This is a genomic window from Macrococcoides goetzii, from assembly GCF_002742385.2.
Classification (GTDB): Bacteria; Bacillota; Bacilli; order Staphylococcales; family Staphylococcaceae; genus Macrococcoides; species Macrococcoides goetzii.
In genome coordinates this window covers 416,968-432,807 of record NZ_MJBI02000001.1, presented here as the reverse complement: position 1 = coordinate 432,807, position 15,840 = coordinate 416,968, and the positions used below count along the sequence as shown (strand labels likewise).

The 15,840-nt window shown below is 27.9% G+C and carries 21 protein-coding genes; 2 read left to right on the top strand and 19 right to left on the bottom strand.

The annotated features are described in order from the left end of the window. Positions 1-20 precede the first annotated feature (20 nt). The 12 genes from BFS35_RS02320 to BFS35_RS02270 form a co-directional block, all read right to left on the bottom strand. A complete protein-coding gene (locus tag BFS35_RS02320) occupies positions 21-407 on the bottom strand; it encodes a hypothetical protein (protein ID WP_099578220.1) in 387 nt (128 codons plus the stop codon). Next, complete coding sequence (locus BFS35_RS02315) at positions 400-1,080, bottom strand: hypothetical protein (RefSeq protein WP_117945936.1); 681 nt, start codon at positions 1,078-1,080, stop codon at positions 400-402. The genes BFS35_RS02320 and BFS35_RS02315 overlap by 8 nt, the downstream gene beginning before the upstream one ends. 567 nt (positions 1,081-1,647) lie before the next feature. Further along, positions 1,648-2,559, bottom strand: coding sequence for a hypothetical protein (locus BFS35_RS02310; RefSeq protein WP_099578223.1), 912 nt, complete (start codon positions 2,557-2,559; stop codon positions 1,648-1,650). A gap of 746 nt (positions 2,560-3,305) precedes the next feature. Continuing rightward, complete coding sequence (locus BFS35_RS02305) at positions 3,306-3,854, bottom strand: tyrosine-type recombinase/integrase (protein ID WP_099578225.1); 549 nt, start codon at positions 3,852-3,854, stop codon at positions 3,306-3,308. After that, the gene (locus BFS35_RS02300; protein WP_099578227.1) at positions 3,851-4,291 is read right to left on the bottom strand and encodes an ArpU family phage packaging/lysis transcriptional regulator; all 441 of its coding nucleotides are present in this window, start codon (positions 4,289-4,291) and stop codon (positions 3,851-3,853) included. The genes BFS35_RS02305 and BFS35_RS02300 overlap by 4 nt, the downstream gene beginning before the upstream one ends. A 154-nt stretch (positions 4,292-4,445) precedes the next feature. After that, positions 4,446-4,718 carry a hypothetical protein gene (locus tag BFS35_RS02295; protein ID WP_099578229.1) on the bottom strand — a complete coding sequence of 91 codons (273 nt, stop codon included), beginning with the start codon at positions 4,716-4,718 and terminating at the stop codon, positions 4,446-4,448. 116 nt (positions 4,719-4,834) lie between these two features. Further along, a complete protein-coding gene (locus BFS35_RS13800) occupies positions 4,835-4,993 on the bottom strand; it encodes a hypothetical protein (protein ID WP_099578232.1) in 159 nt (52 codons plus the stop codon). Then, entirely contained in the window at positions 4,993-5,796 is an 804-nt protein-coding gene (locus tag BFS35_RS02290; RefSeq protein WP_099578234.1) for an ATP-binding protein, read from the bottom strand. The genes BFS35_RS13800 and BFS35_RS02290 overlap by 1 nt, the downstream gene beginning before the upstream one ends. After that, positions 5,753-6,730, bottom strand: coding sequence for a DnaD domain-containing protein (locus BFS35_RS02285; protein WP_099578236.1), 978 nt, complete (start codon positions 6,728-6,730; stop codon positions 5,753-5,755). Before BFS35_RS02285 ends, BFS35_RS02290 begins: the two co-directional genes overlap by 44 nt. 151 nt (positions 6,731-6,881) lie before the next feature. Continuing rightward, entirely contained in the window at positions 6,882-7,187 is a 306-nt protein-coding gene (locus tag BFS35_RS02280) for a type II toxin-antitoxin system toxin TscT (protein WP_099578238.1), read from the bottom strand. Positions 7,188-7,201: 14 nt separating this feature from the next. Continuing rightward, complete coding sequence (locus tag BFS35_RS02275) at positions 7,202-7,471, bottom strand: pathogenicity island protein (RefSeq protein ID WP_099578240.1); 270 nt, start codon at positions 7,469-7,471, stop codon at positions 7,202-7,204. A gap of 167 nt (positions 7,472-7,638) precedes the next feature. After that, on the bottom strand, positions 7,639-7,878 hold the full coding sequence (locus BFS35_RS02270) for a helix-turn-helix transcriptional regulator (RefSeq protein ID WP_099578242.1): 240 nt from the start codon (positions 7,876-7,878) through the stop codon (positions 7,639-7,641). 124 nt (positions 7,879-8,002) lie between these two features. Here BFS35_RS02270 and BFS35_RS02265 point away from each other — a divergent pair, with 124 nt between their 5' ends. Both BFS35_RS02265 and BFS35_RS02260 read left to right on the top strand, forming a co-directional pair. After that, positions 8,003-9,004: a helix-turn-helix domain-containing protein gene (locus BFS35_RS02265; protein WP_240628327.1), complete on the top strand. Its 1,002-nt coding sequence runs from the start codon at positions 8,003-8,005 to the stop codon at positions 9,002-9,004. A 27-nt stretch (positions 9,005-9,031) separates the two neighbouring features. Next, the gene (locus tag BFS35_RS02260; protein ID WP_099578246.1) at positions 9,032-10,282 is read left to right on the top strand and encodes a tyrosine-type recombinase/integrase; all 1,251 of its coding nucleotides are present in this window, start codon (positions 9,032-9,034) and stop codon (positions 10,280-10,282) included. A gap of 622 nt (positions 10,283-10,904) precedes the next feature. On the opposite strand, the gene BFS35_RS02255 is transcribed toward BFS35_RS02260, so the two are convergent. The 7 genes from BFS35_RS02255 to BFS35_RS02225 all read right to left on the bottom strand — a co-directional run bounded on the left by BFS35_RS02255 (position 10,905) and on the right by BFS35_RS02225 (position 15,811). Next, a complete protein-coding gene (locus BFS35_RS02255) occupies positions 10,905-11,444 on the bottom strand; it encodes a DUF4411 family protein (RefSeq protein ID WP_099578248.1) in 540 nt (179 codons plus the stop codon). Continuing rightward, complete coding sequence (locus BFS35_RS02250; RefSeq protein ID WP_158554235.1) at positions 11,441-12,577, bottom strand: ImmA/IrrE family metallo-endopeptidase; 1,137 nt, start codon at positions 12,575-12,577, stop codon at positions 11,441-11,443. The genes BFS35_RS02255 and BFS35_RS02250 overlap by 4 nt, the downstream gene beginning before the upstream one ends. 187 nt (positions 12,578-12,764) lie before the next feature. After that, positions 12,765-13,211: a nucleoside-diphosphate kinase gene (ndk, locus tag BFS35_RS02245; RefSeq protein WP_099578252.1), complete on the bottom strand. Its 447-nt coding sequence runs from the start codon at positions 13,209-13,211 to the stop codon at positions 12,765-12,767. A gap of 72 nt (positions 13,212-13,283) precedes the next feature. Continuing rightward, a complete protein-coding gene (gene hexs-b / locus BFS35_RS02240) occupies positions 13,284-14,255 on the bottom strand; it encodes a hexaprenyl-diphosphate synthase large subunit (protein WP_240628325.1) in 972 nt (323 codons plus the stop codon). Positions 14,256-14,276: 21 nt separating this feature from the next. Next, positions 14,277-14,984: a demethylmenaquinone methyltransferase gene (locus BFS35_RS02235; RefSeq protein WP_099578611.1), complete on the bottom strand. Its 708-nt coding sequence runs from the start codon at positions 14,982-14,984 to the stop codon at positions 14,277-14,279. Between the two features lie 40 nt (positions 14,985-15,024). Next, a complete protein-coding gene (locus tag BFS35_RS02230; protein WP_099578256.1) occupies positions 15,025-15,420 on the bottom strand; it encodes a hypothetical protein in 396 nt (131 codons plus the stop codon). Between the two features lie 118 nt (positions 15,421-15,538). Beyond that, positions 15,539-15,811, bottom strand: a complete 273-nt coding sequence (locus tag BFS35_RS02225; RefSeq protein WP_096076444.1) for an HU family DNA-binding protein — start codon at positions 15,809-15,811, stop codon at positions 15,539-15,541. Positions 15,812-15,840: the final 29 nt, after the last annotated feature.

Here is a 15,840-nt window from a genome sequence, read left to right as displayed (position 1 = left end):
AAATACCTTTCTATTAGATATTATAGTGCTATTAAATCATCTAAAGTATAATCATCAGTTTCATCGATATATTCTTTCAATTCAATACTTTCAATATAATAATCGAAATCTTCACCACGTACCCAATTAGTTAATAAACTTCTGCCGTAAGTAGTAAAATCGTAATTATTGATGTTAGTAATGAAATCTAAATCAATATCTTCTAATTTGTAATAAAATTTATGTACTATTGGTTTATTGAAATCACGTTTATAATATTTATCATACTTTGACCTTTCTTCAATATAATCTTTATAAGATTGAGAAAAGTTATGTTTTTTTAATTTGACAATAATGGTTGGTTTTGTTGGATCATAAACTTCTTGTAATATTGTTCTATTGATTGATTTAGCAATTTTATTATTCATTAATATCCACCTTTAAAGATTTATTATAGTATTTATATGGTTTATAAGAGCCTCTTAATACTTCAAACGAAGTAAATGCTTGTGTACCTCTGGGACTTGTCAAATGTAAAACTCCGTCTTTAGATTTAGCTAATTTCATTACTTCATTTACTACTGATGCAGTATTTCTAATAATCTCTAATTCACGTTCTTCTTTTGATAATTTTTCTTTTAATTCTACTAATTTTTGAATTTCTGAATTAACTTTTTGAATTTCTTTTCTTTTAGACAATTGTACTTTTTCGACTTTTTTATCTTCGATTTTATAATTATTAATGATTATTTCAATCTTATCATCAGGTATTAAAATGTCCGTCACATTACCGTTAAACCTAACTTTTCTTTTAAGTTTTTTTATATTATCTTCAATAAAATCTAATTCAGCTTCAGTTTTAACTTGATGTTTATGTTTTTCAAAAACTTCTATTTGATCTTCATAATTCATTGTGTATTTTCTTTTAATTTTTTCACGATCTAAAAAGTCTAATACTTTAAATGTTTCTTCAAAATGCTCTGTCGCTTTCTCTTTCTTTGTAATAATATTCTCTTTTGTAACCGGTATTCCTTTATATCCTTTTGTTGCAAACCTTTGAAACATTCCTTTAAAGTCCATGTTTTCTCCTTTTTTAATCATATATTTTTTATACACCCCCCCTAACGTGCGAAAAACTCCTGTTTTTTCTCGGAATCGAGACCTGCGCCGTTTCCTATGACTCATTCAGGAACCCAAACCTAAGCTAGGGGGGGGATAAAATAAAAATCATTCAACAAAATTTTTTGTTAAACGATTTATTCTATACCTCTATTTTATTTTTAATTTGATTTTATTTTGTACAGAATTTGTACACGAATTGTACGCATATTTACTTAGCCCAATTTTGGGTTCAGTAAAATTAACAAAACAATAGCCCTATCAATATCAATAAATGATATCAATAAGGCTGATTGCAAGTGTTATATTAATTATATTTGTTTATATAGATTTTGAAAAATTATATCTTAACAGTTTATTATACTTGTCATATATGTTTAATAAACATGTAAGTATTACTACAAAAGACATCTCATATCTTTTTTAATTTTTATTAAAGGTTCTAAATATTGTTTCGACCCTTTAATAATAGCCAACAAATTTTGCGTTCACTTCTTGTTATAACTTCAGCCGACATCTCGACTCTATATAGAAACTTTTCTAGTTGAACTATTGATTGATAAAGTGACTATATTCATCAATATAATATGGATCAACTTCTCCTAATGATGCAAGTATTTCTGTTTGAACACTAAGAACATCTCTCATGGAATCTCGTACAATTGCTATAAAAATAACATCTTTAAATTCATTTCCATGTTTGTCTTCATAATTTAGTTCTACCTTTATAAAGGGCTTAATATTACTTTGCATATTAAACAATGAATAATTTATTATTGCCCTGTCACTATCATTAAATCTAATTGAAAAAGTATCATTATGAGCAACTATTCTTCTATGAAGTTTTGAATGATTATTACCTATATTAAAAGTATACCTTTTCATAATCTCTCTATCTGAATATTGATCTTTATATGAATATAAGAAATCATTATTATACTCATCTTTCTTATTCTTTTTTTCTATTTTATGTATAAACTTCCCAACTAGAAACTCTTTAATTTCTAAACATTCATAATACTTTACTGAGTCAATATGATGAATAACCATTTTAATATTATATGCTACACCATCACCAACATTTTTAAATCGTAAATAACTCTTATTAAATATAGTTTCTACTCTTTCATCTACTTCATCCTGCTTATATACTTTGCTACTGTGCTTAACATACTTATCATCAGGATACTTCCAGCGTATATCAAAAATATTTGTATCTCCCTCAGACTGAAAAAAATCTAATTCATTTTCAACAAATACAAAAATAGGTCTATTATTTATACTTTCATATTTCCTATTCAACTTTATTTCATTTCTTCTAAAAATATCTTGAAGTATGAATATTAAAGCTACTGCAACTATGTTCAATAAAGGCAATCCTATATCTTTTAAAGTGTTATAATTCATAATATTTTCAAGTTCTATTGTTTCTATAAAATAATAAATAATATGTTCAATCAATTTTATCTCCTATTCTATTCATTTAATTATATTATTATATTATACATTCTGAGTTATTCATATCTAATATTGTGTATAACTCGCATACTACCTACAACCCCTGTATTATCAACACTTACATCATTTCTCTTATTTTCAATTATACATACCCTTATTATGAATAACTCTTTACAACACTAAAGCAATTAATACATTTAAATACCTGAACTAATCATTGTTTAGTTCAGGTATTATTAACGCAATATACTTCATAGGTCAGAACGCATAATTGCGTTTTGATGAGTGCCAACTATAACTCTTTAAAATATACTAAACTCAAAGTTGAGTCTAGTATATGAAGTAACAATTTGTTACCTCATATATTTACAAATTGATTCACTAATAAATACCCTCAGATATGAGGTCATCACTTAGTTGTACCCAAAGTAATTATTGTTTACATTGAGATTAGTATAGAAAACCGTAATGTCGGTTCTCTAAATACTCAGCTCAGATTTGAGCTTTGTAAACTAACACCTGATGCAAAGATTAATTGCATCAGGTGTTCATAAATTAAAATATATTCAATTCAGATCATAACGCATTATTGCGTTTTGATTAGTGACAACTATATTTTATTTAAAATTTAATAAGCTCACATTTGAGCTTATTAATTGCACCTGAAGTAACTATTGTTTACCTCAGGGAGTAACACATAAAATACTCAACTCAAATATTAGTTTTGATAATTTAAATATGGATGTTTACTAGTATACAAATTCAAAGTTAGTCATTGCCTCATCAATATTATCTTGTGTAATACCAATATACTTAAGTGTGATAGCCTCGCTACTATGATTGAATATCTTTTGTAGAGTAGCAACATCTTTAGTACCTTTGTAATAATGATATCCAAACGTTTTTCTCATACTATGTGTGCCTATTGAATCTATATCAATATAGTCTGTAAGTCCTTTAAGTATCTTATATGCCATATCTCTAGTAATAGGCTTGTTATAACCCTCTCTAGACTTAATTAAAAACTCCTCAGCTGGTTTATCTTTTATATATTCCATCAAAGGCTTTTTCAAGTTTCTATGGATCTGAATTTTACGTTCTTTACCTGTTTTCTTTTCTCTTAATTTAATTACATTACCCTGTACATTAGACACTCTTAATTGCAATATATCCGATATTCTAAGCCCACAATATACACCAATTAAGAATAATATATAATTGCGTTCATTTTGCTCTTTAAGGTGTCTCTCTATTGCAATAATCATGTCAGGGTTTCTAATCGGTTCAACAAAGTTCATTTATTCCCACCTCCTTTATAAATTTCTAATTCAAGTATTAAAGCCATTCTTATTAATGCTCTATCTTTAATTTTGTAATAATTCGTTCTACCAATACCTAAATCACTATAAATATTAAAATCATCTTTATAATTTCCTTTGATGTATCGGGTAACAATGATATATCTTTCATCGGGTAATAAATTATCAATTGCATTGTGTACTTGGTTTAATATTGTATCTCTATCACTTAATATTTTTTCTCTTTCATCATGCACTTGTTGTTTATCTATTGAAACATACTCATTTACTGTTCTTGGTTGAATAAATTGATATTTTTCATTTAGATCAGGTTCATTTATTAAAGGAAAGGTATATAATATCTCTTTGTATATCTTCAAAAAATCAGTAACATTCTTTTTACTTTTCTTCTTGTCAATCGTATTAAAAGTATTCAATTTAGCACCTCTTTAATATCTTTTAAATAAAAGAGTGACCCAATATTGAGCCACCCTATACGGTAAATCTGTAAACTGTTATAATTTATATAAATTCTGTTTCGTCATTCGTTTAAACTATAAAATTTATCAATTATAGCCCTCAGGTGTTAGCTTAAATGCTAATACCTTTTTTTATGTCCGCTTCAAGTTCATGATATATATCTTTCTGCAGTTCATTTCTTCGTTTTAATCTTGCTTTATTCATACTCAGTATTCTTTTTTCTTTCCTTTCTTTGATTACATCTAAAATATCTCGGTCAATTTCAGCAAAACGCTTCAATTTTACTTCTTTATCTAATTTTTTTAATCGTTTTGCCATTTCTTCTTTATACACGTATTTTTTTCTATATTTCCTTTGGTATTCTCGTCTTTCCTCTTTATTCATTTCACACACCTCATATTTTGCATTTTAAGGCACTTATTAGCTACGTTTAAAAATTATGATAATTTCCTGTCATCCTATAAATAAATTACTTAAATACAATAGAGATTTATCAAATATTAATAATTCTGATACTTTGTATTTCTAAATTTATTCTTTTCTTCAATTTTGATAGCAACAATTTTTCTTATTTCTCCATATTCTCCATTACACAGTTCAATTAGTTTTTTTGCATACGTCTCAGAACAATCTAAAACGATCATTATTTTATTAATCATTACTTTAAACCCTCCAATCTTTTATCATTCCCATATAATTTAATCACCTTTACTTTATTCAACATCCGACTATATGACCTCTTTATCATGAAATCTGACTCTTTTTTTAATTGGTCTATAGTCAGGTTTGATGTATAAACAGTACTTTTACCTTGTCTTTTGTTTGTAATATCAAATAATTTCTCATTGGCCCACTCAGTTTTTTTATTTGCTCCTACATCATCTAAAACAAGTAAATCAACTTCAGCTATTAAGTTCATATAGTCATATTCTGTTTGATTTGTACTCTTGTTAAATGTGCTTCTTAGTAATGCTAACAATTCAACGATATCAACATATAAAACTGTATATCCCTTATTTTTTATAGCTTCAGCTATACAGTAAGCTAAATAACTTTTCCCAGTACCTGTTCCACCTATTATTAAAAGGTTTTGCACCTCTGATTTAGTCTTACTAAAATTCTGTACATAATTAATAGCCGAGCGATAAGCAAGCTTCTCATGTATCTCAATAGTCTTATCATCAATTTGAATATTACTGTTTTCAAAACTTGCATTTTTTATATCTTCATTGATTAGTGAGCGACTAAAAAAGTGATTTACTTTTTTTTGAGATTGGCGTTTCTTATTCTCTTCAATAATCGGTTTAAATGAACAATGGCAATCAATTATTACTTTTCCGTGTACTTTGGTTTTTTGGTGTCCACATTTATCACATAATTCTACTTCTTGGGGTGCAGTTATTAGATCAATCTTTTCCTTAGGAATTCTTTTTAAAGACTCTGCGTTTAGAAATTTGTTCAATTGTTATACCCTCCATTTCTGCCATTTCTTTAAGGTCATCTTCTGAATATGCGTCGTAATATGTTGCATCTGGATGATTAGGGTCTAGTTTGCCATTTTGCCTTATTGCTTCATCTTGAATTTTATTTGTATAGCTATTGCTTTTACTGTTTTCATATTGTTCTATTGCTTCAATCGTCTTTAATCCTCTTTTATTCCAATCTTTTAAAAGCCAATCTACGAAATTGTAATTATGTTTGTTGTTAATAGCACTTTTATTAATTGCGTATTTTACAATGTTAAAACCAAAATCATCATAATCATTACCTAATTTCTCAATTACTAATGGTGGTGGTGACATCTGAATATTGTTTTGATAATAATTAAGTAATTCCTGAAATGTATGATTGTTGTTGTTGTTGTTTTCTAATTCAACTTTTTTAAAATCACTTTTATTCTCATTCACATCTACTACAACAACATTATTATCATTATTAGTCATTATTAAATCATTATTACTCATTATTGTTTGTTTCTTTTTGTTTTCTTTTTGAATATTTTTTGTTTCTTTTTTGAATTCTTTTTGCGTCTTTTCTTCGTCTTTTCCGTGTCTTTTTTTAATATCTAAATTTTGATAAATGTCATAATTTACAACGCTTATAAGTGTTTTTTTTGTGTCTTTTTTTAATTCAATCATAGAGTCACTCTCTAACAACTTTAAGAAAGAATCTACTTTGGTTATAGACCAATTCCAACGCTCACTTAGTTTTCTCAAAGAAGTGATTCTTTCACCTCTTTTAACGGTTACTAATTCATTTCCTAATGATACTTTTTTATCTGTATGATTAACCATTAAGAGAATGTCTATCCATGCTTCAAATTTTGAAAATTTTCTATCTTCCTCATATAGCCAGTGGTTTTCTATTGTTCTATGGAGACTTATCCAACCTGTCACACCCACTCCCTCCTTACTTCCATAGTCAAAACTAATAGAAATATGGTAGAATGAGCATATAAATGTTTAATTATTTGAATGTTTGGTTCTAACATGTCATTGGGGAATGAGGATGTTAGAGCCTTTTTATATGCCCAAATTCTCATATTACCTACTCCGCTTCATCTTTATTTTGTTGATCTGATAATAAATTAATAAGATTTTCTATTCTTAATATGTTGTTATCTAACTGAGTGTTATACATATTCAATAAATCATTACTTTGTTCGACATGTAATTTCATCTCATGAAATGCTCTACCAATCATAATGAAATCTTCTTGTGAAACAGGTTCTTTACCATCAAAATAATCCTCTATAAAATTAGAAATAGTAGTTTCTAAACCCTCAAATTTTCTTTTATTAGTTACCATGTGATCTTTTATATCTCTCAATTTCAATAAGTTGTCATTATTCATTTTAAAAACTCCTTTTATAAATATTTTTTATGCATACTGTATAGATACTTATCAAATTCTTCTAAGTTAATTAGTCTTAATGAACTTGATAATTCAACGTAAACACGAGGGAATTTCGTTTCATCCAAATTATTTAACCATCTATAAACAGTGCTATATGAAACGTCATAAAGCGTTGCTAATGTATTAACCTTTGCAAATCGTTTATCTTTCATAGCAATCTCCTTTGGATCCATAATTGTTTTTTCCTTTGTAGGTACTTCAATTTTTAAGACTTTACTCACTTACAACACACCCTTTCTAATATCATTTTTTATAACTTCATAACTTATCACACCCAGCATTGAAAAATAACTTAATGCTATAAAACCATTCAATGAATTAGTGAATGTATTACTGATACAGTAAATCATGACTATATAAATTATAGTTTTAAAAAGAAGTATCATTATTAGTCACCTCCTTTAAGTTCGGTTTGCGTCGGTTTGGAATCAAAAAAAATTTCATCTATTGTTATTGATGGAAACATTGAACCCCTAAGAGTATCTCTAAACCAAATCATTTCATTCTTTTTAAATGAACTTATACCTTTTTCTTTCATACGATATGCTTGAACAGAGATTTTAAAAATTTTTGCAATATCTTCTTGAGTTAAACCTAACATCTTTCTATATCCTGCTATTTTATTCATATTGCACCTCCTTTGAGTCGGTTTACGTCTGTAAATTCATAATAACAACTAACGTCGGTTTGTGCAAGAAAAACTTTCTTAAATAGAAAAAATGATTTATAATATCAATAATGAGGTGTTAAAAGTGGAGAATATAAATAAACATGATGTTGGTAGAAGAATTAAAAGTATAAGACTTAAAAAAGGCTTTAACATGAGAGAATTTGGTGAAAGGCTTGATAACGCATCAGATAGTATCGTAAGCAGATGGGAAAAAGGTAAAACTCTACCCAATTCTAATAGATTAAAGAAAATTGCTGAAATCGGTGAAGTTTCAATAGATGAATTGTTATACGGAAAAGAATATACATTTTTAGAAGTAGGTAAAATTCTTTATGAGAAATCACTCAAATTAAATAACGATAAAACTAATATCAGTAAAGCATTGAATTTTTTTAAAAATTCTTATTTGTTAGATGATATATTAATTAAATCAGCAAAAAATTTGATAGAGATACCGACACTAAATGAATATATAAAAACCCCTAATGATATTTTAGATAATATAAATGATACTAGACTAATGGTTTATTTTAATAATACTATTTTTATTTATTACCTTAATAATATTAAAAACGATAATAATTTAATTGATAGTCGTATATTACATATAAAAAAACTTAAACCATATGATTATCAAGAATATCCTGAAAAATTTGAGTTTCATTCAAAAAATAATGATAGTCAAATAATCGCTAGTTTATTCGAAAAAAATATAAGTCCTAATATACAAAACAAAGTAATGAATATTCTTGATGAGGCAATAGAAAAATTAAAAGAGTTAAAGGATGAAGCTATCGACACTCATAGTCAAAAAGCGATAGATTATACTTTCATTGAAATTATTGAGAATGATATTAAAACATATGAATTAGGTGAGTCATTGATTAATGACCAAAAAATTAATTCTAAAGAAAATATGATAAAACATGTATATCAAAAATTTAAAGACCTTAAAGTTGAAGATTTAAAAGATAATAATTTAATTGAAAAAATAAACAGTTTTGAACCTGATAATATCTCAGTTAGATTAAGTAATGTAAATGAAATTGATGAAAAAATAGTAGTAAATTACAAAGATTTATAAAGTATTTGGTATCGGAAGTGATTAAATATGTGGTCTGAACAATTCACTGATAAAAACGGTAATATTAAATATCGTTTTTACGAAAAATATAAAGATCCTCTTTCTGAGAAATGGAAACGTGTTTCTGTTGTGATGAATACAAATAATAAACGATCACAAAAAGAGGCTTTATTACGTTTAGAAAGAAAAATTAAAGAGAAGATTAATGAAAAATCGGACAAAACATTAACTACATTAACCTTTCATACTGCATGTGATGCATGGTTAGAAGTTTATACTAATACATCAGGAATGAAACACACCACTATATTAGAAAAGAGAAGTATTGTAAATGCTATTAAATCTTTAGTTCCCAAAGAAGATTTAATAAGGAATTATAAATATCAACAAATACAAGATTTGTTTATCAAATGGCACAAACAAGAATTAAGTCATTCGACACTTATAAGCTATAAATCAGTAATAAATCGTATATTTAAGCATGTATCAAACGTATATGGATTGAAAGACATTTCATTCTTAAATGATGTTAAAGTACCAAAGAAAGCTAAAACAATAGAAGATATAGAAAGTAAGAGAAACAATTATCTTGAATTAGATGAATTGAAATTATTAATTAAGGCTATGCATGATTTAAACGCTTTAAACACACATCCTAGCAAAAGAAGAAATAATATGATAATTCCCCTTATAGTCGAGTTTCAAGCTCTAAATGGTATGCGTATTGCCGAATTATTAGCAATTAAACAAGAGAACATTGATTTTAAAGATAATAAATTATTAATTAATGGTTCTATAGTATGGAGTATTGATAAAAAAGATAATGCATACGGTCAAAAAGATACTACTAAAAATGATGGAAGTTATAGAAAGATTAGTTTGAATAAAAGAAGTATGGAGATACTCAATAAGATTGTTATTGAGAATAAGAAATCTAAGCAGTGGGAAGATAATTATAATGATCGTGGTTTTATTTTTACTAATACAATAGGTAATCCATTACATACTAGTAAAATAAACGAAAAATTAGCCGATACAGTGCAATTTATAAAAGATAATGATAAATACCCTAAAAAAATAAACAAGCGTATAACGACTCACACATTACGTCATACGCATATATCTACTTTATCACAATTAGGTATATCGTTAAAAGCCATTATGGAACGTGTAGGACATACTGATCATAAAACAACACTTCAGGTATATTCTCATGTTACTGAAAAAATGGATAAAGATTTAATAACAAAATTAGATGAAATTTCACTTACATCATGATCTAGTAATTTACTAGGTCATTTTTTATTTCAGTTATTAATATAAATTAATAAGTCCAGATGTGGACGCATTTATTTATACACTCATATTTGAGGATATTAAAAAAATACCACCTTGCTATTATGGCAATGTGGTTATAATGTGTTGTGCAAATTCGACAAACCTAAATTTGGGTTTGTTAAATTATTATCCTCGTAATTCCTGCATTTTATTAAAAGGTGTATTTAATATACACATCCTTTTAAATATTTTTAACATTGTTTGTTTAGACATTTTAGAATAACCAAAACAATTCATAATACAACACAAATATGTGGTGTATTAATCTATAAGGATGTAACTATTGTTTTCTCCCTTAATTTTACTCAACGAAAATTTTCGTTGAGTGGGAAATTATATAATAGCCGATATTTCGGCTCTATTATATTTTAATACGCTCAAACTTGAGCGTATTGATTAATGTGTTTATACAAAACCGAAATGTTGGTTCTCTGTTTATAGAAAGCATTCACTGAACCCAAAATTGGGTTCAGTAATATTACCTCACATTTGAAGGCAATAAAAAGATAAAAAAAACCAACAAAATGATTCGTTGGTTAAAATTTATTAAATATGTATAAAACTAGTATTCAAATTGAAATTCTTTCATTAAATCAAATATAGTACAATAATCTACACCAAGTTCAATACAAACACTTGGTATTTTCGCTCGTTTCATAGGATTATTAATATTTACATCAGCTTTTTTTTCAAAGGTAACAATTGTATAATTGTTAGACATTGCAGTTGCAATTAGCCAAGGATCGGCGACATTTATATCAGCCCACTCATGCAATGCTGATGGTTTATAATAACCACTTCCTTTTAAATGATTTAAAACTTTTTTGTAATTAAGTATAGTTTCTGGTTTATTTGTAGATAAAATGTTAAAATTTTTGTTCTCAAACCAAAGTTGTAAATCATCTTTCTTGGTCTGATCACTCTCAATACATATTTCATTTTTTACTTTGTCAATAATAAAAATATATGGCCTTAATTGAGAATCACTAATATCATTCCAAAATGATTTAACCATATCCAATGGATAGTATGATTTTGAAGGAGCAATAAATGAATTAGCATCTATTAAATATTTATTTGAAGATACAATATTATTTATCATTTTACATCCTCCAAAATCTTTACAATATTTTCAAAAGAATTTCTTTTTAGCCCAGTTAATTTATAAATATCAGAAAAGCTACTTTCTCCATTACTTATTTTATTCGATAAGGCTAAAATAAAATTTTTATCAATTCGTGAAATATTATTGTTATAAAAATTACCGCCACTACCTTTTCTTGCTTTAATAACATCATTAGTTTTTTTCTCAACTTCTATATATATATCTTGATTAATTAACTTTAGATCAAGTGACTTTCTAGCAATAGCAATATTACTGACAGGAAATTCATAACTTAATTCATTAATTTTATCAATTATTATTTTTGATTTGTTTTTATTCCACATCTCTAAAAAGTAATCAGTAGGAATTAACAATTCAGAAGCTATTTTATTACAAAATATTTCTGATTTATTATTTAATTCTAAGCCATCTATATATAATGTGTCTTCTCCTAAACAAACATGTATTAATTCATGAAATAAAGTGAAAAGTTTACCATTATTACTATCATTGTTATTGATAAAAATTAATGGGGCATACATATCAGTCAAACAAAAACCCCTAAACTCATCAACATCCAATTTTCTGTAAGTATTATTTCTAACAATTCCATTTTGCATAATTAATATTCCGTTTTTACTTAATAATTCTTTAATAAATTTAAAATAGTCATTTTTGATATCTAAAAACCATAAATTTTCTAAGTTAATTATTCTTCGAACTAATTCAACAGACTTTTTAATATCATCATTGTTATCCAATACATTGTATAAGTGATTTTTTTCGTAACCTTCTTGTATTAAGAAATTTTTCATCCATTCTTGTCTTCTTTTCATATCAGATACAGTATCAATTAAATTTCTAGAAGGTTTATTAATTTCTTTAGTTCCGATAGTTCTAAAATCTAACATTTCAAATTCATCATTTGGTGGTTCATCTAATAATAAGTAACCGAAAGGAACATTCAAAAAGTTGCTTAATTCAACAACTTGATTATAAGTAGGGCTTGGATCATTCTTAATCCATTTATCTATACTATTGAATTTTTTTATTAAAGTAACCTTATCAATTTTTGAGTTTTTTATAGCCCAAATTAATACCTTATCATTTAATTCAATTCGATTACTCATTTTTTTCACCACCATTTATAATTTAGAAGCTTCTTTTTCTAATCATATATTAAAAATTATACTAATGAAACTCTAAAATAATAAGAATCGCCCTTTTTCTGCCCTTTTTTTAAACAAAATCTTTAAAAAAGTAGCTATAAGCTTTTAAGAAGCCTATAGCTATAATGTTTTTTGTACAAAATTTTAATTAGTACACCCAAGTAGATGTAACTAAGTTGTAATCAATAATTTCTTCTTGTTTAAACCATAATGCGATTTCTTTTTCAGCTGAAGCTACTGAATCAGAACCGTGTATAATATTTTTACCAACAGTCATACCAAAGTCACCACGAATTGTGCCAGGTGCACTTTCAGCAGGATTTGTCTTCCCAACTAAAGTACGTCCGATTTCCACTACATTCTCCCCTTCTAAAACCATTGCAAAAACTGGTCCAGATGTAATGAAATCAACTAATTCTCCGAAAAAAGGTTTTTCACTATGTTCACCATAATGCGTCTTTGCTAAATCTTCAGACACTGTCATTAACTTAGCACCTACAATTTTAATACCTTTGTTTTCGATGCGTTTTACGATTTCTCCAACAAGTCCTCGTCCTACGCCATCAGGTTTAATCATTAAGAAAGTTTTTTCCATTATTTATCCCTACCTCATTGTTTTTTGTGTAGCCTAGAATATTTTATCATTGTAAGCGATTTCTTTCAATTCCTAATATACACGGTAAAGCATTTTTTCATGTATTTCCAGAAGATGCTTTTTTTCTTCGCTATCCGGTAATTGATTTAAATGATATTTTGCTTTCTCGGCATACTGTTTACTTAAGCGTTTAGTAGCTTCAATGCCATAAGTTCTAACATTGTTAATAATAAATTCAAATATCGCTTCGTTTTGTTCATTTTCCAGATTAATGATAATTTGTTCTAACTTTAATCTTTCAGGATTATCTTTATTATTTATAGCGGCCATTAATGGATATGTGATATGACCGTTACGAATATCGCTAGCAACAGGCTTACCTAATGTTATTTCATCACTTGTATAATCCAGCATATCATCTATAATCTGATAGCTCATACCGATATAATGTCCAAATTTGCGGATATGGAATAATGATGCTCGGTTAACCTCCGTACTCATCGCACCTAATACACAACTGGCTTCAATTAATATCGCAGTTTTACGATTAATACGGCGCAGATATTGTGTAAATGATATAGGATACTGGAATCGATCTGCCATCTGATCAAACTCTCCGAAACATACTTCCAGAATGGTCTGACTAAATACTTTATGAAAATCAGTATGATTAATATCACTGATATTTGTTAATGCTCTAGCCAGTAAAAAGTGACCTGTTCGAAGTGCAATATCTTTATCAAATGCAGTATGGACACTCATTACGCCACGACGTTTGTCACTATTGTCAATATAGTCATCATGAACTAAACTTGCCATATGAATTAATTCTAAGCTTACTGCGGTATTTAGGAGATGGCTATAATGTTTATCATCACCCATCAAACCCGTAAGTAAGACAAACATCGGTCTGACACGTTTACCACCTGATTGCAATGTATGCATACTTGCCTGTTGTATCACATTTGAGTTGCTATGGATAACTTGATTCAAATGCGCTTCAACTCTTGTGATATGTGGTTTTAAATATGACTTATAACTCATTGCAACCATCCATTTCTTTTATTATTTCTTAGGCTTGTAAGCTTTATGCATAGCACTTACGCCACCAGTAAATCCTTTAAATTTAATTTGGGTAAAACCCACACCTGCCATTAATTTTGCTAATGTATATTTATCAGGGAAATCAAAAGCTGATTGCTGTAACCAGCTGTATTCTTTCATTGATTTTGCAAATACTTTTCCAAACAATGGCATAACGTATTTGAAATACAATGTATATCCTTCTTTAAAAACAGGCATGGTTGGATGACTTGTTTCTAAAATCACAATCATGCCACCTGGTTTTAAGACACGATAAATTTCTGCTAATCCTTTTTCAAAGTCCGGTAAGTTTCTTAAACCAAATCCAATGGTTACATAATCAAATAGATCATCTTCAAAAGGCATATCCATGGCATTACCATGAATCAGTTCAATGTTGTCATAACCCTTTACTTTCTTCTTAGCTACTTCGAGCATATTCTCACTAAAATCAAGGCCGGTTACGTGCCCATCTGGTCCAACCGCATTAGCCATCTGTATCGTCCAGTCACCTGTACCACAACAAACATCTAAAGCTTTCGATCCTCTTTTTACTTTCATTTGCTTCATCGTATATTTACGCCATGCTTTATGTTGATTGAAACTAATAATGTCATTTAATTTATCATATTTTGTTGAAACGTTTTGAAAAACGTTATGTACCATTTCAGTTTTTTCTTCACTTGTCATTGGTTTTGACATTTAAGTCACCACTTTCATCTATGTATAGTTAAGCCATAAAAGGCGTTACAAAAATATTATCGATTTTTTCTTTCACTACAGGATCATTTGACTGCGAATATAGTTGCTTAAGTTCATTTTGTCTTGCAACACATTCAGTAAGTACTTGATATTGCGTTTGTTGGAAAGGTGATGCTAAATAACGATAGAATAATGCACTTAATAAATCTGTAGAGAGCACATATCGATCTTTATTGCTATCATCCACCATATCCTGCATGCGCATACTTGTGTCAATCGCAAGTATCGCACATTTCGTCTGATCATCAAGATCCAACAATTTCGTTTGTGCTAATATATCTTGGTTGACTTGTATCATTTCGAAAAAGGGATATCGCTTCTTTAATTGGTCAATATCGTTTAGGAATCTTTCATAAAAGCTCATCGTCTTTACCTCTATCGCTTATTCTTTTTCTATTATAACTTAATATTAGAAAATTTAAACAAGATTAAACTGATTAGGACAAAAATAAAAAGCCCTATATGGGCTTTTTATAACACAATTATTTAACTGCGTCTTTTAATGCTTTACCAGCTTTAAATGCTGGGACTTTACTAGCTGGAATATCGATTTCTTTACCAGTTTGTGGGTTACGACCCTTACGAGCAGCACGTTCACGAACTTCAAAGTTACCAAAACCGATTAATTGTACTTTCTCACCATTTGATAATGATTTTTGAATTGATTCAAAAACAGCATCAACAGCTAAACCTGCTTCTTTTTTAGTTAAGTTAGCACTTTCTGAAACCGCATTGATTAAGTCTGTTTTATTCACGTCAATTCACCTCCCCAAAGGTTATGTAA

What these genes read in the sequence shown, in the direction of transcription:
- BFS35_RS02315 (WP_117945936.1), bottom strand. Translation starts at nt 1,080, where the DNA reads ATGATTAAAAAAGGAGAAAACATGGACTTTAAAGGAATGTTTCAAAGG.
- BFS35_RS02250 (WP_158554235.1), bottom strand. Translation starts at nt 12,577, where the DNA reads ATGAGTAATCGAATTGAATTAAATGATAAGGTATTAATTTGGGCTATA.
- BFS35_RS02305 (WP_099578225.1), bottom strand. Translation starts at nt 3,854, where the DNA reads ATGAACTTTGTTGAACCGATTAGAAACCCTGACATGATTATTGCAATA.
- BFS35_RS02255 (WP_099578248.1), bottom strand. Translation starts at nt 11,444, where the DNA reads ATGATAAATAATATTGTATCTTCAAATAAATATTTAATAGATGCTAAT.
- BFS35_RS02280 (WP_099578238.1), bottom strand. Translation starts at nt 7,187, where the DNA reads ATGAATAATGACAACTTATTGAAATTGAGAGATATAAAAGATCACATG.
- BFS35_RS02230 (WP_099578256.1), bottom strand. Translation starts at nt 15,420, where the DNA reads ATGAGCTTTTATGAAAGATTCCTAAACGATATTGACCAATTAAAGAAG.
- BFS35_RS02235 (WP_099578611.1), bottom strand. Translation starts at nt 14,984, where the DNA reads ATGACAAGTGAAGAAAAAACTGAAATGGTACATAACGTTTTTCAAAAC.
- hexs-b (WP_240628325.1), bottom strand. Translation starts at nt 14,255, where the DNA reads ATGAGTTATAAGTCATATTTAAAACCACATATCACAAGAGTTGAAGCG.
- BFS35_RS02270 (WP_099578242.1), bottom strand. Translation starts at nt 7,878, where the DNA reads ATGAATAAAATAGCAGGATATAGAAAGATGTTAGGTTTAACTCAAGAA.
- BFS35_RS02320 (WP_099578220.1), bottom strand. Translation starts at nt 407, where the DNA reads ATGAATAATAAAATTGCTAAATCAATCAATAGAACAATATTACAAGAA.
- BFS35_RS02295 (WP_099578229.1), bottom strand. Translation starts at nt 4,718, where the DNA reads ATGAATAAAGAGGAAAGACGAGAATACCAAAGGAAATATAGAAAAAAA.
- BFS35_RS02260 (WP_099578246.1), top strand. Translation starts at nt 9,032, where the DNA reads ATGTGGTCTGAACAATTCACTGATAAAAACGGTAATATTAAATATCGT.
- ndk (WP_099578252.1), bottom strand. Translation starts at nt 13,211, where the DNA reads ATGGAAAAAACTTTCTTAATGATTAAACCTGATGGCGTAGGACGAGGA.
- BFS35_RS13800 (WP_099578232.1), bottom strand. Translation starts at nt 4,993, where the DNA reads ATGATTAATAAAATAATGATCGTTTTAGATTGTTCTGAGACGTATGCA.